The sequence below is a fragment of the Paraburkholderia sp. BCC1876 genome (genome assembly GCF_902833695.1).
Taxonomy (GTDB): Bacteria; Pseudomonadota; Gammaproteobacteria; order Burkholderiales; family Burkholderiaceae; genus Paraburkholderia.
In genome coordinates this window covers 786,443-809,268 of sequence record NZ_CADFGI010000002.1, presented here as the reverse complement: position 1 = coordinate 809,268, position 22,826 = coordinate 786,443, and the positions used below count along the sequence as shown (strand labels likewise).

Below are 22,826 nucleotides of genomic sequence, written 5' to 3'. Positions count from 1 at the left end.
TTCTGAACGCGGACCACGCATGAACCCCTCATTAAAGAGTCCACCCTTGAATACCCGTCATGGCATCAACTGGACACGGGCGCAGGCACTTGTCCAGCGCGAGCGTCGCGCGTTCGTCGAGGCCATGCCGACCTCGCGCGCGCTGTCCGAACGCGCGGCGCGCCATCTGCTGTTCGGCGTGCCGCTGCACTGGATGAACGACTGGTCCACGCCCTTCTCGCTGTACGTGGATGAAGCGCGTGGCGCATCGTTTACGGACGTGGACGGCCATCGTTACGCCGACTTCTGCCTCGGCGACACCGGCGCGATGTTCGGCCATTCGCCGCCGCCCGTGGCGCGCGCGTTGGCTGCCCAGGCCGCGCGCGGACTGACCACGATGCTGCCGGGCGAAGACGCCGCGTGGGTCGGCGAAGAACTCGCGCGACGCTTCGGGCTGCCCTACTGGCAGTTCGCAATGACCGCGAGCGACGCCAACCGCTTCACGCTGCGCTGGGCGCGCGCGGCGACCGGACGCAAGCAGATCGTCATTTTCAACGGCTGCTATCACGGTACGGTGGACGACGTGTTCGTCGACCTCGTCGACGGCAAACCGGCGCAGCGCGACAGTCTGATCGGCCAGGTGCACGATCTGCTCGAAGCGACCCGCGTGATCGAATTCAACGATCTCGCCGCGCTGGAACACGCGCTGAAAGACGGCGACGTCGCCTGCGTGCTCGCCGAACCGGCGATGACCAACATCGGCATGGTGCTGCCCGAGCCGGACTACTGGCGGCAGGCGCAGGCGCTGATGCGGCGCTACGGCACGCTGCTCGCGATCGACGAGACGCACACCATCAGTTGCGGACCGGGCGGATATACGAAAGCGCACGGGCTCGAACCGGACCTGTTCGTACTCGGCAAGCCGGTGGGCGGCGGTTTTCCGTGCGCGGTGTATGGCTTCAGCGCGGAGCTTGCCGAACGCGCGCAGCGCGCCAAGCGTGACGCGCCGCCGGGCCATTCGGGCATCGGCACCACGCTCACCGCGAACATGCTGGCCATGAGCGCGATCCGCGCCACGCTCGCCGAGGTGATGACCGACGCCGCCTACGCGCATATGTTCGCGCTCGCCGAGCGCATCGAGAGCGGGCTTCGGGATGCGATCGCGCGGCACGGGCTCGCGTGGTGCGTGACGCGGGTGGGCGCGCGCAGCGAATTCCAGTTCATGCCGCAGCCGCCGCGCAACGGCACCGAAGCCGGACGGCAACTCGACCCCGAACTCGAGCAGATCGTGCACCTTTACCTGCTCAATCGCGGCGTGCTGATCACGCCGTTTCACAACATGATCCTGGTGTGTCCGGACACGTCGTTGCAAGACGTGGACCGGTTGATCGGTGCGTTCGACGATTGCCTTGGCGAATTGGTGTGAGACGGGCTGCATATGCCCTCGTGCGAAGTCGCGCAGCCTCGGGCAACGAGGCTCGCGCACCAGGCGCAAGAAACACGAGACGAACGAGAAGCAACAGAAACGCACAAACCGCACAACGGCCCGCCACGCTAGACCGCCGCCCTATTCCCGCACCCTTTCCACGGCGCGCGCAACACGCTCTATGAAAACTTCGCTTCACCAGACGCTGCAGGACCAGACCTACGACGCGCTGCGGCAATGGCTAACCATCGGCCGCTTCGTGCCGGGCGAGCGCATCAAGATCCGTCACGTGGCGGCTGAACTCGGCGTCGGCGAAATGCCGGTGCGTGCCGCGCTGCAGCGGCTCGCGGCCGAATCGGCACTCGTCAACGTACCCAATTGCGGCGTCACGGTGCCGCGTCTGTCCAAGGCGCAATTCGACGACGTGCTGCGTGTGCGTCTGATTCTCGAAGGTCAGGCCGCTGAACTGGGCGTGCCGCATCTCACGTCGCACGACCTGTCGACGCTGGCGCAACTGAACGCGCACATGGTCGACGCGTTACGCACCGCGAACCCCAAAAGCTATCTCGACGCCAACGAAGCATTCCACCTGATCCTGTACCGCGCGGCCGGCTCGCCGCTGCTGCTTGAGTTGATCGAGACGGTGTGGCTGCAGGTCGGTCCGATTTCGAATCTGCTGTTTGGCGACGCGCACTTTGCCGACACGCTCAACGACGCCCACGACGAACTCCTGAGCGCCGCGACCGCGCGCGACGCCACCGGTGTACGCCGGGCAATCGAACGCGATTTAAGCCATGCCGCGATCTGTTTGCGCGAACAGTGCGATTAGCGGCGAGTCCACTGATTCAAAGCATCAGGTCTTCAAGCCTTCAAACCTTCAGCGTCGCCTGTTCGAGAATCATGTCGTACAACGCCTGCGCCGCCGGCGACAACTGCGCGGTTTTACGCGCGACGAGAACCAGCGTGCGCGACACCACCGGATGCGTGAGCTCGATGGTCCGAACCGTCGGATAAGCGCCCTTCTGCAACGCCAGCGCCGGCACCACGGCGGCGCCCACCCCCTGCGCGACCAGCCCCACCGCCGTCGAACTACGCTGCACTTCGTAAAACGAGCGCAACGCCAGTTCACTCGTCTCCAGCGCGACGTCCAGCAACGCGCGGTTGCCGCTCACCTCGCCGGCAAAGATCAGCGGATACAACTGCAACTGCTGCCACGCGAGGCGCCGCCGCTTCGCGAGCGGATGATCCTGGTGGCAAATCAGCACGTAACGGTCTTCGGTCAACGGCACGCTCGCCAGATCCGGATGATGATCGCGCGCGATATTGATGCCGAACTCGACCTCCCGGCGCAGCACCGCCGCCTCCACCGCCGACGACGCGTGATCGAGAATCTTGATGCGGTTATGCGGATAGCGCGCGGAATACGCTTGCAGAATGCGCGGCAAATACTGCACGCCGACGGTCGGCACGCAGGCGATCGATACATCGCCACGGCGCGCCACGCCGGTTTCGCGGATTTCAACCAGCGCGTCGGCGAGTTCACCGAGAAGCCGCCGCGCTTGCGGCAGAAAACTGCGGCCGATTTCCGTCAGCGCCATGGAGCGCGTGGTCCGTTCGATCAGCGTGACGCCGAGATACGTTTCGAGCTTACGCAGACGCTGCGTAATGGCCGTTTGCGTGACGTGCAGCGAATCGGCCGCGCTTTGAAAGCTGCCGCGATCGGCAATCGCGACGAAGGCCTGAACACCGAGCGTGTCGATTTTCATTAGAAAAATGAAGGAATCGGGAAGATAAATTCATTTTACTCTGCGTGCGACGCCGCCGAGAATAGCCGTATCGGATCGGTTCAAGATACCCCACACGGGACCGGCGACGACCGGACTCCGCTATCGCCCACCGACGACCACCCACAAACACCCACGAACACAAAAGGAGCGTCACATGACATCGACGACGGATTGGTATGCGAAACAGTACGTGCTATTCGAAAACGAGCGCACGCGTCCGGTCAAGGATCTGCTGGCGGCGGTGCCGGCCACGGACGTGCGGGTTGCGGTCGACATCGGCTGCGGGCCCGGCAATTCCACCGAAGCGCTGGCCGCGCGTCTGCCGGGCGCGGCGGTCAGCGGTCTGGACAGTTCCGCCGACATGGTCGCCGCCGCGCGCAAACGCCTGCCGCAATTCCAGTTCGACGTGGTCGACATTTCCACGTGGGACGCGCCGGGACCGTACGATCTGATTCTCGCCAATGCCGTGCTGCAATGGGTGCCCGACCACGAGCGGCTGTTCCCGTCGCTGGTGACGAAACTCGCGGCGGGCGGCAGCCTCGCGGTGCAGATGCCGGACAATCTCGACGAACCGGCGCACCGCCTGCTGCGCGAAATCGCGCTCGATGGCCCGTGGGCGCCAAAGCTGGCGGGGGTCGAACGCACCATGCGGCATGGCGCGGCCTGGTATTACTCGCTGCTCAAGCCGTTGTGCGCGCGGGTCGACGTGTGGCGCACCGTCTACCATCATCCACTGACGGGCGGCGCGGATGCGGTGGTCGAGTGGTTCAAGGGCAGCGCGCTGCGGCCGTTTCTGGCCCAACTCGACGAGGCCGAAGAGCCGGCTTTCCTGCAGCGCTATCGGGACGAGATGGCGCGGGCGTATCCGGCGTTGGACGACGGCGCGGTGTTGCTGCCGTTTCCGCGGCTTTTTGTCGTCGCTACGCGCTAGATTTGCGGGGTCGCGCGGTTCGTCGGGGCGGCGAAACCGCGCGCTGGCGGTCGGTTTCGTGCGCTTGGGCGCGTGCGGCATGACGCGCTGATGGGAAAGGTGCGCCAGGGTACGTCAGACTTTGCCGCTCGCGAATTCTGCGTGATATTGTTCAGTGAAAGCGGAGGACGGTGGTTGCCGTTCTCACTGACATGCCCATTACCGCAGCGAGCGTCGCCATGAGTGATGTACGCCACCATCTGAGTCCACGTGACCGTCTTGAGCTGTTGTGCTGGCTCACATGCGGGAGTCTTGGCGCTTATTACCTGAATGAGGATTGGCCCGACGCGGCGTTTCATGTGCAGGCCGCGCATAAGTGGCTCGACCGGCGGTCGCGGGAGGCGGATTGGCTGAGTATCGCCAAGTTGTCCGCTACCGCTGTTGAGATTGCCAGGCGGCATGCCGGGTTTGTCGAGGCGGATTGGGCTCGGGATGCGGTTGAGGAAATTCTCGATACGGTTGAGTTGGATCCCCAAGCCAGGCTTGTGCGGCAGGTTTTTGGGGATTGTCAGAGTGCGCTGGCTGATCGGCGGGTGGCTGATTAAGGGGTTGCCTGGTCGGCGACGTCGGTTGGTTGGTTTCGCAGGGTGTTGGCCTTTCCTTGATGTCGCAGTGGTCTATTAGTGTTGCCCCTGTGCGGGGCAGCACTCACTTTCTTTGCCGCCGCAAAGAAAGTAAGCAAAGAAAGCGGGCCCACACCGCCAGCCCATAAGCGGCTCCCACGCGCAGCCCATGGTAGTGGCTCATCTGGAATCTGAGTTCTCGCACCTTCCGCCCTCGTGACAAGGCCGTCATTCTTCCGGCGGCGCTGCGCGCGCCCCACGGTCGTTCTTCAATTCCGGGGCTTTTTGGGTTTCTCGCTCTGCGGTGGCTGGGTCGCGCTAATCCTCGCGCCGGGTGGGCAAGCTGGCAGCTAAAATACCGGGCACCGCGCCGTCGCGCGTCACGTACCCGGTCGATCACCTTGAAACGCAAAATGCCCGCGCTGAACGCGCTCAAAGCCTTCGAAGTCGCCGGCCGTACGGGCAGCTTTACCCGCGCCGCGGAATTGCTCAACGTCACCCAAAGCGCGGTCAGCCGGCAAGTCCGGCAGTTGGAGACGCAACTCGGTGAGACGTTACTGCAACGTCATCATCATCATCTGGAACTCTCCGCCGCCGGACGGATCCTCCTGCAGGCGCTGCAACACTCGTTCGATCGCATCGAACTCACGGTGCGCAGTCTGCAAGATAAAACCCACCGTAACCGGCTGCGCATCAACGCACCACCCACCTTCACGAGCCGCTGGCTCATGCCGCGTCTGGGCCGCCTGCGTGACGCCTATCCGCATCTCGAACTCAGCCTGTCAACCCGCGTCGACGATAACCTCGCAGAGTCCGGCGTGCTCGACTGCGCAATCCGCTTCGGCAACGGCGAATGGGAAGGTTTCGACAATCGTCTGCTCATGAACGAACGGCACATCGCTGTCTGCGCACCGGGTCTGCTCGCGCGCCAGGCAGGCCGCGCGGCGCTCGACCTGAATCAGTTCACGCTGCTGCATGTGCTCGCCAGCGCCGATCAGCGGTATCTCACTTGGCAGCATTGGCTGAAGGCAGCCGGCATCGACAATGTCGACACCAGCGGTGGCTATGAATTCGATCTGCTCGACCACGCCATTCGCGCAGCGATCGACGGGCTCGGCGTCACAATCGCCGATCGTCACATGATTGGTCGCGAACTCGCCGAAGGCCTGCTCGTGCCCGTGCTGAACGTCCATGTGGACGGCCACCAGTCGTACTGGTTCGTCACGCGCGAGGGACAAGACGATCTGCCCCACGTGGCGCTGTTTCGTGACTGGCTGCAACAGGAAATCTGGCTGAGCGGCATGGCGCTCGATTCGTCGGAGTCGGCGCCGCTGGGCGACCCGCTGTGATCCGTACGATAGCGATAGTGCCGCGCGAGCGGACATAGAAAAACCGCGCCGATACTCTCGCATCGGCGCGGTTTTTTATTGCGTTGAAGAACTCAACTCAAACCATCTGCGATCAAGCCGCCGCAGCCATCTCCGCTGCCTTCGGTTGATGCGCGGCTTCGCTCGCCGCGTCTTCGAGAATCATCCCCGCGCCCTTTTCCGCGACCATCATGGTCGGCGCATTGATATTGCCGGACGTGATGTTCGGAAAAATCGACGCATCGACCACGCGCAGACCAGCCATGCCGTGCACGCGCAAACGCGCATCGACCACCGAGGTGCGCGGATCGTCACCCATCGCGCACGAACCACACAGGTGATAGATCGAACCCGACTGCTCGCGGAAGTACTGCAAGAAGCCTTCGCGGGTATTCACCTGCGGCCCCGGCGAGATTTCCTCGACCGTGATCGCCTTCAGTGCCGGTGCCGACATCACCTCGCGCACCAGCTCGCAACCCTGAATCACCTCGTCGATATCCTTCTCCGTGGTGAGTGCGTTGATGCGAATCTTTGCGGCATCTTCGGCGCGGTTCGACGCGATCTCAATCGAACCACGGCTGGTCGGACGGCACGGATTGAAGGCCAGCAGGAAACCCGAATACGGTTCCGGTTCGAGACTCGCCTTGTTGCTCTTCGGAATGCGATACGACAGCGGATTGAAATAGAGCTGCAGATTCGGCTGCGTCTGGTGCTCGTTGCCTTTGAAGAAACCGCCCGACTGGTTCACGCTCATCGCCAGCGGCCCCTTGCGCGTCAGCAGATACTGCAAGCCGAGTTTCAGCTTGCCGAGCAGCGGCCGCATTTCGTCGTTCAGCGTCTTGATATTCGCGCGGTAGTAGAAGCTCACGCACAGATGGTCCTGCAGGTTCCGACCCACGGCAGGCAGTTCCTTGACCATCGCGATGCGATGCCGCGCGAGCAACGCGCTGTCGCCCACGCCGGACAATTGCAGCAGCTTCGGCGAATCGACCGCGCCCGCCGACAGAATCACTTCACGGTTCGCCGTGAATTGCCGCGCCGCGCCGTTTTGCGTGACGCTCACGCCGATCGCGCGCTGATTGCCGTCGAATAGCACGCGGCTCACGAGTACCTCGCGCTCGACCGTCAGGTTCTTGCGCGTCAGCACCGGATGCAGATACTCGAAGCTGCTCGACGAACGCTGACCGTTACGCGTATTCACGTCGTAGATGCCCGCGCCTTCGAAGTTCGCGCCGTTGAAGTCGTCGCTGCGCTGATAACCGGCCTGGTCGCAACCTTTGAGAAACACGTGACAAATCGGGTGCACGTCGTCTTTCATCGGCGAAATGCGGATCGGGCCGTCCGCGCCGTGATATTCCGTGTTGCCGAGCGGATGCGATTCGAGCTTGCGGAAAACCGGCAGCACGTCGCGAAACGCCCAGCCCGGGTTGCCCGCCGCAGCCCAATCGTCGAAATCATGCGGCTGGCCGCGCACGTAGATCATCGCGTTGATCGAGCCCGAGCCGCCCTGCACCTTGCCGCGCGGACAATAGATCGGCCGGTTGTCGAGTTCCTGTTCGGGCTCGCTGTAGTACATCCAGTTGTAGGTTTCGTTGTAATACGTCTTCGTGAAACCCACCGGAATCTTGAACCAGAACGAGCTGTCCTTGCCGCCCGCTTCCAGCAGCAGCACCGAATATTGGCCCGACGCCGACAGGCGATTGGCGAGAATGCAGCCCGCCGAACCCGCGCCGACGATGATGTAATCGTAGTTCATGCTCTATGTCGCCAGACGGCGCCCAATCCATTGAATACTGATGCCACGGTCAACCGGGGCCGATCCACTTCAACCCTTGGCCGGCGCGAGGTCTTTCACGTCGACGGGTTGTGCGGCCATTTGCAGATGCAGACGCTCGCCGGTGTACGGCGTGTGCTGCCGGACGACGTCCATGTTCAACTCGACGCCCAAGCCCGGTTCCTGCGACGGAATGATGTAGCCGTCTTCCCATTGAATCGGCTTCTTCAACACCGCTGCATGGAAACCGTCCCATGTGCCGATGCTTTCCTGAATCAGGAAGTTCGGCGTGCAGGTTGCGAGCTGAATACTGGCCGCCGCGCCGATCGGTCCGTTGTACAGATGCGGTGCGATCTGCGCGTAGTACACCTCGGCCAGCGTCGCGACTTTCTTCGCTTCGAGCAGGCCGCCCACGCGCGCCACGTTCAGTTGCAAAATCGACGCGGCGCCCGCTTCGAGCAGCTTGAAGAACTCGTACTTGGTGGTCAGGCGTTCGCCCGCCGCAATCGGAATGCTGGTGTGCCGCGCGACTTGCGCCATCGCGCCTTCCTGGCCCGGCGGCACCGGTTCTTCGAACCACAGCGGATCGTATTTTTCGAGCCGCTTCGCAAGACGAATCGCCGACGACGGCACCATCTGACCATGCGTGCCGAACAGCAGATCGGCCTTGCTGCCCACGGCTTCCCGCACGCGCCGGCAGAACGTCTCGCAACGGTCCAGCACTTCCATCGACAATTGATGGCCCGAATACGCGGTGTACGGACCCGCCGGATCGAACTTGACCGCGGTGAAGCCGCGCTTCACGTTCTCGAGCGCGCATTCGGCCGCGAGATCGGGATCGTCGTAGTCGTACTCGCCGCGGCTGTTCTTCGGATACAGATACGTGTACGAGCGCAAACGCTGATTCACCATGCCGCCCAGCAGCTCGTATACCGGCTTGTTGGCCGCCTTGCCGATAATGTCCCAGCACGCCATTTCGAGGCCGCTGACTACGCCCATCATCGTCAGATCGGGGCGTTGCGTGAACCCGCTCGAATACGCTTCGCGCCAGAGCCGCTCGATATGATGCGGGTCCTTATCGAGCAGATAACGGCCGAACACATCGTCGATGATGGTGGTCATCGCCTTCGGATGAAACGTCGCCGAATAGATTTCGCCGACGCCTTCAATACCGCAATCGGTCTTGAGCTTGACGAAGATCCAGTACATGCCGCCCACATGCGGCGGCGGGACGGCGACGATATGCGTTTCGAGCGAGACAACTTTCATTTACGCACCCTCTTTTCTGTTAAGCATGTTTCTCAGCGCGAGCCCGGCAAACCCACCGAGCGCCGCCATGGCGGCCACATAGCCGAAATACAGTTGATAGCCGAAGACGCCCGGGAAGGTCTGCGTCAGATAGCCGTTGATCAGCGGCAGGAACACGTCCGGCGAATAACCGAGCACGGAGATCAGGCCGATCGCGAGACCCATCGTGGTGACCGGAATATTGCAGCGGTCCAGCAGCGACCAGTACAGGCCGCGAATCGCGTACGTCAGAATGCCGATGAACAGCACGAGGAACACCAGCAGCACGTGGCTCGAAATACGCGGCGCGGCCATCAGGCCAAGCAGCGACAGCGCGGCGAGAAACAGCGCGATCACCAGCACCGACACCTTGGAATAACGGTCGCCGAGAAAGCCGCCGCCAATGCCGCCGATCGGCCGCATCCACAGTTTGAGCGTGGTGATCGTGCCGGCCATCACGACGGTCAGGCCGATCTCGCCTTCGTGCAGATAAGCGGAAAAACTGTAGGTGGCCCAGAACACCTGATAGCCGCAGAACACGATGGCCGCGACCAGCCACAGCTCGGGAATCTTCGCGAGCGTTTTCAGATCGACCAGCACGTTGCTGCGTTGACGCGATGCGCGATTGGCCGCGGCATCTTCCGCGCCTTGCGGATCTTTGACCAACGCCAGAATCACGCCGAGCGCGATACACAAAATCGCGTACATATAAACGACCAGCTTGAAACCGGCCGCGACCGTTTCGCCTTTGGTCTGCGTCACCCACGCGAACAGCGAGATCGCGATGGTCGCGAGCATCGCTTCGATCAGGCCGCGGCCACCGTCGAGCAAACCGAAGAAACGGCCCTGCTCCTGCGCGCCGGCAATCATCGTCACGCGTTTGATGACGGCGGCCCAGAACGTCAAACCGGTCGACAAACCCCAGCCGCCGAAGATCAGCATCAGCATCGGGAACGACGGCGCGGTCGAATACCACAAGCCCAGTACGCCGGTGGCGATCAGCGAAAAGCAGATCAGCAGACGCGGTGCAATACGGTCGGCCAGCCAGCCGCTCGGCAGATAGCTCACCAGAAAAATCGTGCCCAGCGACGAATACAGATAACCCAGTTGGCTATCGGTGATGTGGAACACTTCGAGCATCGTCGGCTGATACACCTGCCGCAGATAGAGAATCGGATAGATCGCGCCGGCGGCGATCACCAGCAGCATGAGCTGGATATAGCGCTGGGTTTTATTCTTTTGCAGTGCGGCTTCGGCGTCGCTTAAAGCGAGCGAGGCGGCGTGACGAACGGGTTGCGATGACACGTGAGCGCTCCTTAGAGACACCGTGCCGGCGTGAACGGCCGCCGGGTCTCCAATATGTTTTGTTATGGATTTAACTGCGGGTGGATAAAACGCGCGCCGTGCCTTGAAGCGTGCGGCGCGCGCCGGTTCTGCTTCAGTACTTCATGACCACGAGACGGGTCTGCGTGAATTCGAGCATGCCGTGCTTGCCGTCGTCGCCGCCGAGACCCGAGCGTTTCCAGCCGGCGTGGAAGCCCTGATACGGATCGGCCGGCGTGCGGTTCACATACAGCTCGCCCGCTTCGATGCCGTTGGCGACCTTCATCGCGGCGCGATAGGTCTCCGTGTACAACACCGACGACAAACCGAACTGGTGGTCATTCGCCATCTCCAGCGCTTCGTCGAGCGTGCGGTATTTGACGACCGGCATGATCGGACCGAAGGTCTCTTCCTGGATGATTTCCATGTCCTGACGGCAATTCGTCAGCAACGTGGCCGGATAGAAGAAGCCCGGGCCGGACGGCAGCGTGCCGCCGGTTTCGAGTGTGGCGCCCGCCGCGACCGCACGTTCCACCATGGCGTGAATCGACTGGCGCGAGGCTTCGTTGACGAGCGGACCCATCAGCGCGGGCTGTTCGCTGCGGTCGCCGCTTTCCACTGCGCTCATATGCTGTTTCAGCAGCGCGACGAAGCGGTCATGCACGCTTTCCTGCACGTAGACGCGTTCAATCGCCGTACACAACTGACCGCAGTGCGTGGTCTTGGACGCCACCAGATCGCGGGCGGCTTTCTCCAGATCGGCGTCGGCTTCGATGATCGCCGGTGTCTTGCCGCCCAGTTCGAGCGACGGCTTGGCGATATTCGCCTTGCAGTAATCCAGCACCTTGCGGCCCGCGCCGACGCTGCCGGTCAGCGTGATCATGCCGACCTTCGGATGCGTGCAGAGCGCTTCGGCGGTCGCGTGATTCATCGCGAGAATGTTCACGACGCCCGCGGGCAAGCCGGCCTTTTCGACGGCGCGGGCGATTTCGAACGCGGACGTCGGCGTGTTATTGCTCGGACGCACCACCACCGTATTACCGGCGATCAACGCGGGCGCCACCTTGCGCATGAACGTGTAGACCGGATAGTTGAACGGAATCAGGCAGGCCACCACGCCGATCGGCTCGCGATGCAGCACGAGGTTTTCGTCGGGCGTATCGCTCGGAATCACTTCGCCTTCGATACGGCGCGCCCATTCGGCGTGATAGCGGGTGATCTGGCCGGCGTAGATGGCTTCGTTGGTGGCGTCGGCGACACTCTTGCCCGACTCCAGCGCGAGCGCCGCGCCAATGGCAGGCGCGCATTCGGTCAGCGCGTCGGCGAGCTTGTGCAGATAAGCGCCGCGTTCGGCGGAAGGCAGCTTGCGCCAGCCCTTCTGCGCGGCAGCGGCGGCGTCGACCGAGGCAAGGGTCTCGGCCGGCGTGGCCGCCGTGACATGGGCGATCACAGCGCCGGTGGCCGGGTTATGGACGGCGATGAGTTCGTCGCTCGCGGATCCGGTGGCGGGTTCGTTGAACCGTCCGTTAGAAAAATTCCGCTCGATTCGCATGGTCGTCTCCTGAATGGCGTGGTGCAAAACGCATGGCCTCCGGCTATCGCCTTCATGCCTAAGTTGCATGAACGGAATTTTTCTCCTCGTCAGGGCGACCCACAAGCGAATAATTTGCGTGACAAACATTCGAAAAAATCATGTTTATCCAGGGATCGACCTTATACGCCGATCCCCATTCCGAATTGCAGAATCCGGGCTTCGCCAAAAAGCAGCGGCCTCGCGGGCGGCGTTCCAGCCACCCGGACCGAAGGCCGCTCATTACCAACGTCTGGAGCTCGACAATGAAAAAGAACCGCCTGGCCACGGCCACTACCGCCACCCTCGCCGGCTTCGCGGCGCTCGCCTCGCTGGCGGCGACGCCGGCTTTCGCGCAAAGCAGCGTGACCCTGTACGGCGTGCTCGACGAGGGGATCGACTACACCAACAACGCCGGCCGCGGCGCGGTGTGGGAAATGGCGAGTGGTTATGCGCAAGGCAGCCGCTGGGGCATGAAGGGTTCGGAAGACCTGGGCGGCGGCATGAAGGCGGTGTTCCAGTTGGAAAACGGCTTCGACGTGAGCTCCGGCCGTCTGGGCCAGGGTGGCCGCATGTTCGGCCGCCAGGCCTATGTGGGCCTGAGCGACAACCGTTTCGGCACGGTCACGCTGGGACGTCAGTACGACTCGGTGGTCGATTACCTCGCGCAGACCACGGCCAACGGCAACTGGGCCGGCTATCTGTTCGCGCATCCGTACGACAACGACAACACCGACAACTCGTTCCGCCTCGGCAATAGCGTGAAATACGCGAGCCCGGATATCGCGGGCTTCCAGTTCGGCGGCGTCTATAGCTTCAGCAACGACACCAACTTCGCGAACAACCGCGCGTACAGCTTCGGCGGACAGTACGCGAACGGCGGGCTGCTGATCGCGGCGGCCTACCTGCAGGCGGACAATCCGGGCGTGGGCTCCACCGGCGCGATCACCGCGAACGACGCGAGCTTTATCGCCGGCCGCATGCGCGTGTTCGGCGGCGGCATCAACTACACGTTCGGCTCCGCGACTGCGGGGTTTGCGTACACCAACTCGAACTACCAGAACCCGACCGGCAACGGCTATATCGGCATTCCGCTGGCTGCGGCCGGCGTCACGTTGAATACGCTGAAGTACCAGAACTTCGAAGTGAACGGCAAATACCAGTTCACGCCGGCGTTCTTCGTCGGGGCACAGTATGTCTACACCATGGAGAACTACGACGCGTCGTCAGGCAGCGTGAAGCCGAAGATTCACTCGGTCGGTCTGATGGCGGACTACAACCTTTCCAGACGCACGGACGTCTACGTTCAGGGCGAATATCAGAAGGTGGCGGGCAGTTCGACCCACTCGATTCTCGACGACGCATTCATTCCGGGCGTGCAGGCGCCGTCGTCGACGGGCACCCAGGTGGCCGTGCGGGTCGCGTTGCGGCATAAGTTCTAATTGAAGGCAACCGGCGGGGCGGCAGCAGGCCCCGCCGTGTTCAGGTTTTTCCGATGTTCACGTTCCGTATACAGCTCGCATTCTTTGAACACGTTCGCAACGTGCATCGTCCATTGTTCGCCCGCGAGACTCAATCGCCGACTTTCACCACCACTTTCCCGAACGCCCCCCGCTCCAGATGCGCGAGCGCGGCCGGCAGTTGGTCGAATGCATAGACCGTATCGACCACCGGTTTGAGTGCGAGCGCATCGACCGCGCGCACCAGGTCGTCAAGCGCGCGCCGATGGCCAACGCCGATGCCCTGGATCGTCGGCCGTCCGAGGAAACTCGGAATGCTCGGCAGCGACATGCTGTAGCCATCCAGCGTGCCGATCAGCGAAATACGGCCGCCTTGCCGCAACGCGCGCAACGAAGCACCGAGGTTCTCGCCGCCCGCCAGTTCGAACACATGATCGACGCCGCGCCCGCCGGTCAGCTCACGCGCGACACGCTCCCAGTCGGGCGTGGCGTTACGGTCGATGCCATGCGTCGCGCCCAGTTCCAGCACGCGCTGCAGCTTGGCGGCGCTGCTCGTGGTGGCGATCACCTGCGCGCCATGCGCACGCGCCAGTTGCACGCCGAACAACGCGACGCCGCCGGTGCCTTGCATCACCACCGTTTGCCCCGCATGGACCGCGCCCTTCTCCACCAGCGCGAACCACGCGGTCAGGCCGGCGCACGGCAGCGTGCTGGCTTCGACCGCGCTCAGCGAGCGCGGCGCGCGCACGGCCCACGATTCGTGCAGCACCACGTAATGCGCCAGCACGCCCGGCAACGAGCCGCCGAGCACACTCGCGTCGGGCGGACATTCACCGTCCACCCAACCCGCCCAGAACGTGCCGAGCACGTCGTCGCCCTCGCTGAAACGCGTCACGCCGGCACCGGTCGCGACCACCGTGCCGGCCATGTCCGAACCGGGCGTAGCCGGCAGCGTCGCCGACGTGTCCGTCTGCTCGTCGGCGATAAACCACAAGTCGCGATAGTTCAGCGACACCGCCGCGACCCGCACCACGATTTCACCCGCGCCGGGCGTCGGCATTGCCTTTTCTTCCAGCCGCAGATTGTGCGCACCGGCTTCGCGTAAGACCCATTGACCCATCGTTTGCATATCGGCTCCCGCCTGAACGTTTTCGATGAAAAGAGTCTACGGTTTCTATAAACGCTACAGTGGCGGTATCTGATCGTCAGTTTGTAGCGTTTTTGGCGCCAGTCAGTCCGCTATCGTCGCGCATCGAGCCAAGGGAGCGTGTTCCATGAGAGACCGTCTGAGCGGCATCGCCGCGTTCGTCAACGCCGCCGAAGCCGGCAGTTTCGCGCTGGCCGCCGAGCGCATGCATCTGTCGCGTTCGGCGGTGGGCAAGACCATCGCGCGTCTGGAAGAGCAACTCGGCACGCGGCTGTTTCATCGCACCACGCGCAGTCAGAGCCTCACCGAAGACGGTCACGCGTTTTACGAACGCTGCGTGCGCGCGCTCGCCGAACTCGACGCGGGCGAAGCGACCTTGACAGCGGGCCGTCAGGATCCACAAGGAAGGCTGCATGTCAGCATGCCGGTGCTGTTCGGGCGACGTTGCGTCGCGCCGATTCTGCTGGAACTGGCGCAGCGTTATCCCAAGCTGGAGTTGCAGATCAGTTTCACCGATCGCGTGATGGACCTGGTCGAAGAAGGCATCGACCTGGTGGTGCGCGGCGGGCCATTGAATCGCGCGCCAGCGGGACTGGTGGCGCGCAGGCTCGGCGAACAGATCATGGCGCTTTGCGCGGCGCCCGCTTATCTGGCCAGAAACGGCACACCTGACACGGTGGCGGATTTGCAGCGCCATCAAGGCATTTTCTATGCGCGTGGCAGGCGTGAAGCAGCATGGCAGCTTCCGGATGAATACGGTGTCTTGCAGAACATCGTGATTCCGCACCGCCTGCGTTTCGACGATCTCGAAACCATTCTTGCCGCTACCGTGGCGGGCACGGGCATCGCCTGTCTGCCGTGCTGGCTGATCGCCGACGCCATGGCGAGCGGCGTGCTGGTGAAGGTGCTGCCGGCATTGCCCGGACAGCGCATCGATCTGCATCTCGCATGGCAACAGACGCGCCATTTGCCGTCGCGAATGCGCGTCGTGATCGACGAACTCGCGGCGCGCGTGCCCGCTGTGCTCGCGGAGGGCATCGTCGATAAGAGTTGAAGATTCGCGCGGGACGTCATGCGCCAATTCATTAAAGCGGCGCACACCCGGTAAATCTCACGCGCGACAGCAAAACCTCAACCGCCCGAGGTTTTCTTCACGAACGCGCTAACCACGGCCTCCAGTTCCTTCGTAATCGACGTCATCACGCCGGCCACGACCGCGAATTCACGCCCCGTCACATCCGTGCGGCTCGCGACGATCTGCCCGTTGAAGGAGACGATATGCGCCTCTTTCGCGATCGCCTTGATCCGTTCGATCAGATTCTGCTGCTCTTTCTTCTGCGCTCGCGCAATCCGCCGGCTCTCCTCTTCATACACGGCCGTGACGCCATGCAGTTGCGCGAGCAACGGATCGACCGAGCCGATCAACGCGGCGAGCGTGTCCTCCGACTGCGGCGCGGCGCGTCCGATCGCATCGAGCGCCGCCGTGGCCAGCGCGATAAAGTCGGCGATCTTCTGCGCCACCTGGCCATTGCCATGAAACGCGTCACGCAGCGCCGGTGAGAATAATCCCGGCAAGCCGTCGCGACCTTGCACCAGCGCCGCGTGACTGTCGGCGAACGTGCGCAAGGTGTCGCGCGCAATGGAGAGCGCGCCGTCGAATTGCTGGAACGCCAGCATCGCCTTCAACGCAATGCGCTGCGACAGCATCCGCTGACGTCCGGCCATGTTGATCAACGAACTCATCACCTCGCTGGAGACGTCCGTATCGGCCGGTATAACGTGAAGCCTTTGTGCGGTAATGCTCATGGTCACTTCTTAACGATGTCGAGAGTCCCCGCCGCAGGCGCGTTCGTCGCGTAAAACCGCGGCAACGAACGCGCCGGCATGGCCGGGTTGATGCGTCACTCCGTGGCGTGCGCGTGCATTACGCCGGTCTGCATCGACCACGCCATCCACGGACGGCGCAGCGCGACGATCGCGACGAACGCGCAGGCGGCCAGCGCGCCGAAAGTCGCGAAGCCCATCTGATAGCTGCCGGTGCTTTCTTTCGCGATGCCCATCACGACCGGCAGATAGAAGCCGCCGATCCCGCCCGCCGCGCCGACAATGCCCGACATCAACCCGGTACGCCCCGCCCAGCGATGCGGCACCAGCTGGAAGGTCGCGCCGTTGCCGAGACCGAAGGCCACGTACAGGCACAACAGCAACGCGATGCCGCCCACCATCGACGGCATCGCAGCGGCGAACACGAAGTCGCACAGCGAGATGATCGCCAGCAGGAAGGTCAGCGCGCGCACACCCGACACCTTGTCGGCGATCAGACCACCGAGCGGGCGCACCATCGCGCCGGTCGCGGCGAGCAACGCCATGAACAGGCCGGCGTCGATCTTCGACAGTTGATAGAGGTTAGTCAGCAGCAGCGACACATACGAGGACATGCCGACGAAACCGCCGAACGTGATGCTGTACACCAGCATGATCGCCCACGTATCGCGCTCACCGAGCACCGCGCGATAACGCTTCGGCAGCACCGCGATAGCCAGCAGCGCGCCGATCACCGGCAACAGCAGCACGCCGGTCTTACCCGCGCCGAACAGACCGGCTTCGACGAGCAGCACCAGCACGATCAACCCCACCAGCGTCACCGCGAAACTGCTGAATGCGCGCAGCACGCTGCCCGACTTGATGCCCGCGTCGTTGGCCCAGAAATACAGCGTGATCGCGGCAATCGCGAGCAAGGGCAGCGCGCCGCCGGCGGCCATCTGCCAGCCGTAGTGCGTGGCCAGTTGCGGGAACAGGAAACCGTCGAGCACCGCGCCGATATTGCCGGCCGCGGCCAGACCCAGCACCAGTCCCTGCACCTTCGGCGGATAGTTGCTGCCCGCCATCGGCAGCGCCACCGCGAAACTCGCACCGCCGACCCCGAGGAACACGCCCAGCACCAGCAGCTCCGTGTACGACGGCACCGACGCCATGAGCGGCAGCACGATCGTCGGCACCGCCGACAACAGCACGCCCATCAGCGCGATACGTTTGCCGTGCGCGGACTGATAGAGATTGCCGAGCGTCACGCGCAGAATCGCCGCCGACAGCACCGGCACGGCCACCAGAAAACCTTGCTGCGCGGGCGTCATCGCAATGCTTTTGCTGATGAACGGCGCGAGCGGTCCGTACAGCACCCAGACCGTGAAGCCGGTGTCGAAATAGAGGAAGCACGCCACCAGCGCGCGCCAGTCCCCGCTCTTGAGGGAGCTCATCACGTTTTTCATCAGACATCCTCATAAAACTGATTGTTCGTCTATCCGGCCGCAACGTATGACGCTGCGTGGTGCCGTGCTTTTTGCCATGCACCGGAATGGTCGACAAGGTTGAAAACCGGCCTGGACATGCAACCTCCATGCCATCCGGGTCCGTCGTTTGACGCTCGCCTGCGTACTCTTTGAAACCTGAAACTTCGACCTCGGCGGGCCGCTTTTCACCCCGTCTCAATCTTCAGTAAACGTCGCGTGCATAGCGCTTTTCGCGCGCGAGGCGGCTCACGTAGTCGAGCGCTTTTTCGTCGCTCATGCCGCCGTGTCGCGCGACGATGTCCTTCAACGCGGCGTCGACGTCTTTCGCCATGCGATTGGCGTCGCCGCAGACGTAGAAATGCGCACCGTCTTCGAGCCACGACCACAGTTGCGCACCCTGCTCGCGCATGCGGTCCTGCACATAGATCTTGTCCGCCTGGTCGCGCGAGAACGCGACGTCGAGCCGGTTGAGCAGACCGTCGTCGCGCATGGCTTCGAGTTCATCGCGATAGTAGAAATCGGACGACGCATGCTGCTCGCCGAAGAACAGCCAGTTGCGCCCGCTGTCGCCACGTGCACGCCGCTCGTGCAGAAAGCCGCGAAACGGTGCGACGCCGGTGCCTGGGCCGACCATGATCATCGCTGTGTCCGCGCCGTGAGGCGGCCGGAAATGCGCGGACTTCTGCACGAACACCGGCACGTCGACGTCGCCGGCGCGATCGGCGAGAAACGTCGACGACACGCCTTTGCGATGACGCCGGCCATTGCTGTAACGCACGGCGGAAACCGTCAGATGCACTTCGCGGGGATGCGCTTTCGGACTCGAGGCGATCGAATACAGGCGCGGTTGCAGGCGTTTGAGCATGCCGGTCAATTCGGCGGCGGTGAGCTTCACCGGAAACTCGTGCAACACGTCGGCTAGCTGTTGCCCCCACAACCATTGCTTTAGATCGGCCTTGCGCTCGGGCGTCAGCAGATCGCGCAGCGCGCCTTTACCGCTGCCCTTGCCGTTATCGCTGCGCGCGGCGATCAACGCGAGCGCATCCGGATTCGGCCGTGCGATCTCGTAGTGCCGGTGCAGCGCGTCGGCCAGACGCATCTCGCCCGCGCCCGCCACCTGCACCAACGCGTCGGCGTTGGTGCAGGTGAGGCCGATCAATTCATCGACCAGCTCCGGACAATTGCTCGGCCAGACGCCCAGCGCGTCGCCCGTTTCGTATTCGAGGCCGGATTCGTTCGTGCTGAGTGAAAAGTAGCGCGTGTCTTTCGCCGCGCCCTGCTTGTTCAGACGCAGATTCGCGACGAGCCGCGACGCGGCCGGCTGCGCTTTGCTCGGCACGGCGCCGGGGATCACCGCGTTGATCATGCCGCCGGGCGGCACCGCATGTAGCGCGGCATCTTCCTCTTTAATGCGCACGATGATGCGTTCGAGCCACGCGTCGGCGCTTTGCTGATAGTCGCTGTCGCAATCGACTCGCTCCATCAGTCGCCGCGCGCCTTTGGCCGCGAGTTGTTCGTCGAGACGGCGACCGTGGCCGCAGAACTGATCGTAGTTGCGGTCGCCGAGCGCAAGGACAGCGAAGCGCACGCCGTCGAGACGGGGCGCGGCGTCCGTGGCTGCGTCCGCAACTACGTCCGTGCCCAATTCCGTCCAGAGACTTTGCGCGTTGTCGGGGGGATCGCCATCGCCGAACGTGCTCGTCATCAGCAACACGTATTGCGCTTTGGCCAGCGCCGACACGTCGTAATCCGCCATGCACGAGGTGCGGATTTCAAAACCCGACTCCATCAGACGCGTGGCGTAGCGCTCAGTGAGCGATTCGGTATTGCCGGTTTGCGAGGCCCATAGCAGCGTGACCTTGGGCCGTGCGCGTGCGATCCGCACGCCGGATGTTTGCGACGTGTCTGAGGGCGTGTGCGCGAGCGAGGTGGGCATGGCCTCTGATGCAGCGAGCGGCGCGCTGCGGCTAAACAGCCCCGCGAGCAAACCGTCCAGGTAGAGGCGTTTTGTTGCATCGAACGGCGCGCTGATCGGCAAAACCGGCACGGCGCTGCTGTCTCCACTAACGCCCTGCTCCCGCGCCGAGCGCAAGCCACTGACGAAACCCGCCAGATAAGTCCGCTCGGCATCGGAGAACGACGGCGCGGGCGTCGGCGGCAATTGCAACAAACGGGTGAGTGCTTCGATATGCGGCATAGACAGATCCTCGGCGCTGGCCGTTGCAACATCCACCGACGTGGCGGTCGCGCCCACCGCCAACGCAGATGCAGATGCGGCGGCAAACTTAACCGCGTCATCGTTCAAAACCGACTCGCCAACCTCCACGCGCACCGCACTCAACGCGACCGCGCAAAACTTGAGTTCGGGTTGCTGCGAGACCGGATCGATTGCATCGCTTGTCACAGCGTTGATACACAGGTCGTCGCCGAACACGTCGTTCCAGTGCATCGGCGCGAAGCAGTGGCCCGCGCTCACGCGTTCGGTCACGACCGCCGGCAACACCGCGCGGCCGCGGCGCGAACGAATCTCCACCGGGTCTTTGGCCTTGATACCGAGCGTGGCCGCATCCTCGGGATGAATCTCGACGAACGGCCCGGGGTTCAGCTTGTTGAGCATCGCGACCTTGCCGGTCTTGGTCATGGTGTGCCATTGATGCTGCAAACGGCCGGTGTTCAGCACGATCGGAAATTCGCGGTCGGGTACTTCGGCCGGCGCCGCATAAGCGCGCGCGAAAAACATCGCGCGTCCGCTGGCGGTCGGAAACGCGAGCCGTGGATGGCTGCCGTCCGGCAACGCTTTCAGCGTCTGGCTGACGCCGTCGTTGACGTAACGCACGGGATTGCGTGCGTTCGAATCGTCCGCCGCCAGCGGCCATTGCAACGGTGTTTCCTTCAACCGCCGATGGCTCGCGCCACGCAGGTCGTAGCCGGTTTTCGGATTCGACGCCCGCGTGATTTCCGCGAACACTTCGTCGGCGCTCTCATAGCTGAAGGCCTCGGCAAAACCCATTTCACACGCCACGCGCGCAATGATCTGCCAGTCCGGCAACGCCGCGCCCGGCGGCTCGATGCCCTTTTGCATCAGCGTGAGCGTGCGCTCCGAGTTGATCATCACGCCTTCCGCTTCGGCCCATAACGCGCCGGGCAGCAGCACGTCGGCGTAGCGATTCGTCTCGGTGTCGAGAAACGCGTCCTGCGAAATCACCAGCTCCGCCGCGCGCAAACCGGCAATCGCGTTCTGCCGGTTCGCGACGCTCGCCACCGGATTCGTGCAGATGATCCAGCAGGCCTTGATCTCGCCCGCGGCCATGCGCGTGAACATATCGATCGTGCCAGTGCCGACTTCGGTCTTCAACGTGCCGGGTGGAATCTCCCAAAGCGCCTCGATAAACGCGCGGTCTTCCTCCACCAGCACCGACCGCTGGCCCGGCAAACCCGGACCCATGTAGCCCATTTCGCGGCCGCCCATCGCATTCGGCTGGCCGGTTAGCGAAAACGGCCCGCTGCCGCGCCGGCAGATCTTGCCCGTCGCCAGATGCAGGTTGCAGATCGCGTTGGTATGCCACGTACCGTGCGTGCTTTGATTCAGGCCCATGGTCCAGCAGCTGATCCACTCATTTGCCGTGCCGATCATCTGGGCCGCACGGCGAATCGCTTCGGTGGGCAAGCCCGTGATGCGCGCGACATTCTCAGGCGTGTAATCCGCCAGAAACGCGGGCATCGCGTCCCAGCCTTCGGTGGCCTCGGCGATAAAAGCAGTATCCGTCTGGCCGTTTTCGTGCAGCAGATGCAGCAGGCCGTTGAGCAACGCGAGATCGGTGCCCGGTTTGATCTGCATGAACAGATCGGCTTTGTCGGCGGTCGTATTGCGGCGCGGATCGACAACGATCAGTTTCGCGCCGGCCTTCACGCGATCCATCATCCGCAGGAACAGAATCGGGTGACAGTCGGCCATATTCGCGCCGATCACGAAGAACACGTCGGCGTGATCGAGATCGTCATACGAGCCCGGCGGGCCGTCCGCGCCGAGCGACAGCTTGTAGCCGCTGCCCGCGCTCGCCATGCACAGACGCGAGTTCGATTCGATATTGTTGGTGCCGACGAAACCCTTGGCGAGCTTGTTGACGAGGTACTGCGCTTCGATCGACATCTGCCCGGACACGTAGAACGACAGCGCGTCCGGTCCATGTTCGTCGAGCAGGCCGCGCAAGCGCGCCGCCGTGCTGCTGATCGCCTGCGCCATGGGCAGCGGCGCCGGATCCTGGTCGCGCGCGTGACGCACGAACGCGCCTTCCAGACGCCCTGACTTGCGCAACGCAACGTGCGCCGATTGCCCCTTCGTGCAGAGCCGTCCGAAGTTGGCCGGATGTTCCCTGTCGCCGGAAATCTTCACGACCTGTCCGTCCTCGACGTGCAGCACCATGCCGCAGCCAACGCCGCAGTAAGGGCATACCGTTTTAACGTTAGAGGAAGACATGGCGGGCAACGTGGCTCAATACAGTTAGCGGGCGATCAAACGGCGACCCACACCTGACCGTTTTCCACGCGCGTATCGAACGCGCTGACGGAATACGCGGGCGTTTCCAGGCACTCGCCGGTACGCAGATCGAAGTGATGCTTGTAGATCGGCGAAGCGACCACGACGCGTTCGCCGAGACTGCCGATCAGTCCGCGCGACAGCACCGCCGCCTGCGAGCCCGGATCGAAGTTCTCGATCGCGTAGACGGTGGCGTGTGCATGACTGTCGTGCACGTGAAATACGGCCACCTGCTCGCCGTTGACGAGCGCGCAGACGCCCGTGTTGGGGACGATTTCATCGAGCGGGCAAACGGGCTGCCAGACACGCGGCACACGGTCTTGGTTCATGGCGAAGTCCTCGGTAA

17 protein-coding genes are annotated in these 22,826 nt (G+C 63.3%); 7 read left to right on the top strand and 10 right to left on the bottom strand.

Annotated elements, in window-relative coordinates; all coding sequences use genetic code 11:
- The first annotated feature begins 46 nt into the window (after window positions 1-46).
- Together HWY05_RS10090 and HWY05_RS10085 are read left to right on the top strand one after the other, a co-directional pair.
- Window positions 47-1,405, top strand: a complete 1,359-nt coding sequence (locus HWY05_RS10090) for an aspartate aminotransferase family protein (protein WP_176058209.1) — start codon at window positions 47-49, stop codon at window positions 1,403-1,405.
- 181 nt (window positions 1,406-1,586) lie between these two features.
- On the top strand, window positions 1,587-2,234 hold the full coding sequence (locus HWY05_RS10085; RefSeq protein WP_035550107.1) for a GntR family transcriptional regulator: 648 nt from the start codon (window positions 1,587-1,589) through the stop codon (window positions 2,232-2,234).
- A 40-nt stretch (window positions 2,235-2,274) separates the two neighbouring features.
- Here HWY05_RS10085 and HWY05_RS10080 read toward each other — a convergent pair whose 3' ends face one another.
- On the bottom strand, window positions 2,275-3,171 hold the full coding sequence (locus tag HWY05_RS10080; protein WP_176058208.1) for a LysR family transcriptional regulator: 897 nt from the start codon (window positions 3,169-3,171) through the stop codon (window positions 2,275-2,277).
- A 175-nt stretch (window positions 3,172-3,346) separates the two neighbouring features.
- On the opposite strand from HWY05_RS10080, the gene tam reads away from it, so the two are divergent.
- From tam to HWY05_RS10065, 3 genes are all read left to right on the top strand, one after another.
- A complete protein-coding gene (gene tam, locus HWY05_RS10075; RefSeq protein ID WP_176058207.1) occupies window positions 3,347-4,123 on the top strand; it encodes a trans-aconitate 2-methyltransferase in 777 nt (258 codons plus the stop codon).
- A 218-nt stretch (window positions 4,124-4,341) separates the two neighbouring features.
- On the top strand, window positions 4,342-4,707 hold the full coding sequence (locus HWY05_RS10070) for a hypothetical protein (RefSeq protein ID WP_035561788.1): 366 nt from the start codon (window positions 4,342-4,344) through the stop codon (window positions 4,705-4,707).
- A gap of 431 nt (window positions 4,708-5,138) precedes the next feature.
- Window positions 5,139-6,074: a LysR substrate-binding domain-containing protein gene (locus HWY05_RS10065; protein WP_035550115.1), complete on the top strand. Its 936-nt coding sequence runs from the start codon at window positions 5,139-5,141 to the stop codon at window positions 6,072-6,074.
- A gap of 112 nt (window positions 6,075-6,186) precedes the next feature.
- On the opposite strand, the gene HWY05_RS10060 is transcribed toward HWY05_RS10065, so the two are convergent.
- The 4 genes from HWY05_RS10060 to aldA form a co-directional block, all read right to left on the bottom strand.
- A complete protein-coding gene (locus tag HWY05_RS10060) occupies window positions 6,187-7,848 on the bottom strand; it encodes a GMC family oxidoreductase N-terminal domain-containing protein (RefSeq protein ID WP_176058206.1) in 1,662 nt (553 codons plus the stop codon).
- A gap of 69 nt (window positions 7,849-7,917) precedes the next feature.
- A complete protein-coding gene (locus HWY05_RS10055) occupies window positions 7,918-9,135 on the bottom strand; it encodes a mandelate racemase/muconate lactonizing enzyme family protein (protein ID WP_176058205.1) in 1,218 nt (405 codons plus the stop codon).
- Window positions 9,136-10,398, bottom strand: a complete 1,263-nt coding sequence (locus HWY05_RS10050) for an MFS transporter (protein ID WP_231585112.1) — start codon at window positions 10,396-10,398, stop codon at window positions 9,136-9,138. It lies immediately after the preceding gene.
- 193 nt (window positions 10,399-10,591) lie between these two features.
- Window positions 10,592-12,028, bottom strand: coding sequence for an aldehyde dehydrogenase (aldA, locus tag HWY05_RS10045; protein WP_176058204.1), 1,437 nt, complete (start codon window positions 12,026-12,028; stop codon window positions 10,592-10,594).
- A gap of 284 nt (window positions 12,029-12,312) precedes the next feature.
- Between aldA and HWY05_RS10040 the strand changes: the two genes are divergently transcribed.
- Window positions 12,313-13,488 carry a porin gene (locus tag HWY05_RS10040; RefSeq protein ID WP_176058203.1) on the top strand — a complete coding sequence of 392 codons (1,176 nt, stop codon included), beginning with the start codon at window positions 12,313-12,315 and terminating at the stop codon, window positions 13,486-13,488.
- 130 nt (window positions 13,489-13,618) lie between these two features.
- Here the strand turns inward: HWY05_RS10040 and HWY05_RS10035 are convergent, their stop codons facing one another.
- Complete coding sequence (locus HWY05_RS10035) at window positions 13,619-14,635, bottom strand: NAD(P)-dependent alcohol dehydrogenase (protein WP_176058202.1); 1,017 nt, start codon at window positions 14,633-14,635, stop codon at window positions 13,619-13,621.
- A gap of 145 nt (window positions 14,636-14,780) precedes the next feature.
- On the opposite strand from HWY05_RS10035, the gene HWY05_RS10030 reads away from it, so the two are divergent.
- Entirely contained in the window at window positions 14,781-15,707 is a 927-nt protein-coding gene (locus HWY05_RS10030; RefSeq protein WP_176058201.1) for a LysR family transcriptional regulator, read from the top strand.
- A 77-nt stretch (window positions 15,708-15,784) separates the two neighbouring features.
- Here HWY05_RS10030 and HWY05_RS10025 read toward each other — a convergent pair whose 3' ends face one another.
- From HWY05_RS10025 to nirD, 4 genes are all read right to left on the bottom strand, one after another.
- Window positions 15,785-16,459 (bottom strand): type IV pili methyl-accepting chemotaxis transducer N-terminal domain-containing protein, encoded by a 675-nt coding sequence (locus HWY05_RS10025; protein ID WP_035550138.1) that lies wholly within the window; start codon window positions 16,457-16,459, stop codon window positions 15,785-15,787.
- A gap of 95 nt (window positions 16,460-16,554) precedes the next feature.
- Window positions 16,555-17,922, bottom strand: coding sequence for an MFS transporter (locus HWY05_RS10020; protein WP_035550142.1), 1,368 nt, complete (start codon window positions 17,920-17,922; stop codon window positions 16,555-16,557).
- A 223-nt stretch (window positions 17,923-18,145) separates the two neighbouring features.
- The gene (locus tag HWY05_RS10015) at window positions 18,146-22,420 is read right to left on the bottom strand and encodes a bifunctional nitrate reductase/sulfite reductase flavoprotein subunit alpha (protein ID WP_176058200.1); all 4,275 of its coding nucleotides are present in this window, start codon (window positions 22,418-22,420) and stop codon (window positions 18,146-18,148) included.
- A gap of 35 nt (window positions 22,421-22,455) precedes the next feature.
- On the bottom strand, window positions 22,456-22,809 hold the full coding sequence (gene nirD / locus HWY05_RS10010; RefSeq protein WP_035550146.1) for a nitrite reductase small subunit NirD: 354 nt from the start codon (window positions 22,807-22,809) through the stop codon (window positions 22,456-22,458).
- Window positions 22,810-22,826: the final 17 nt, after the last annotated feature.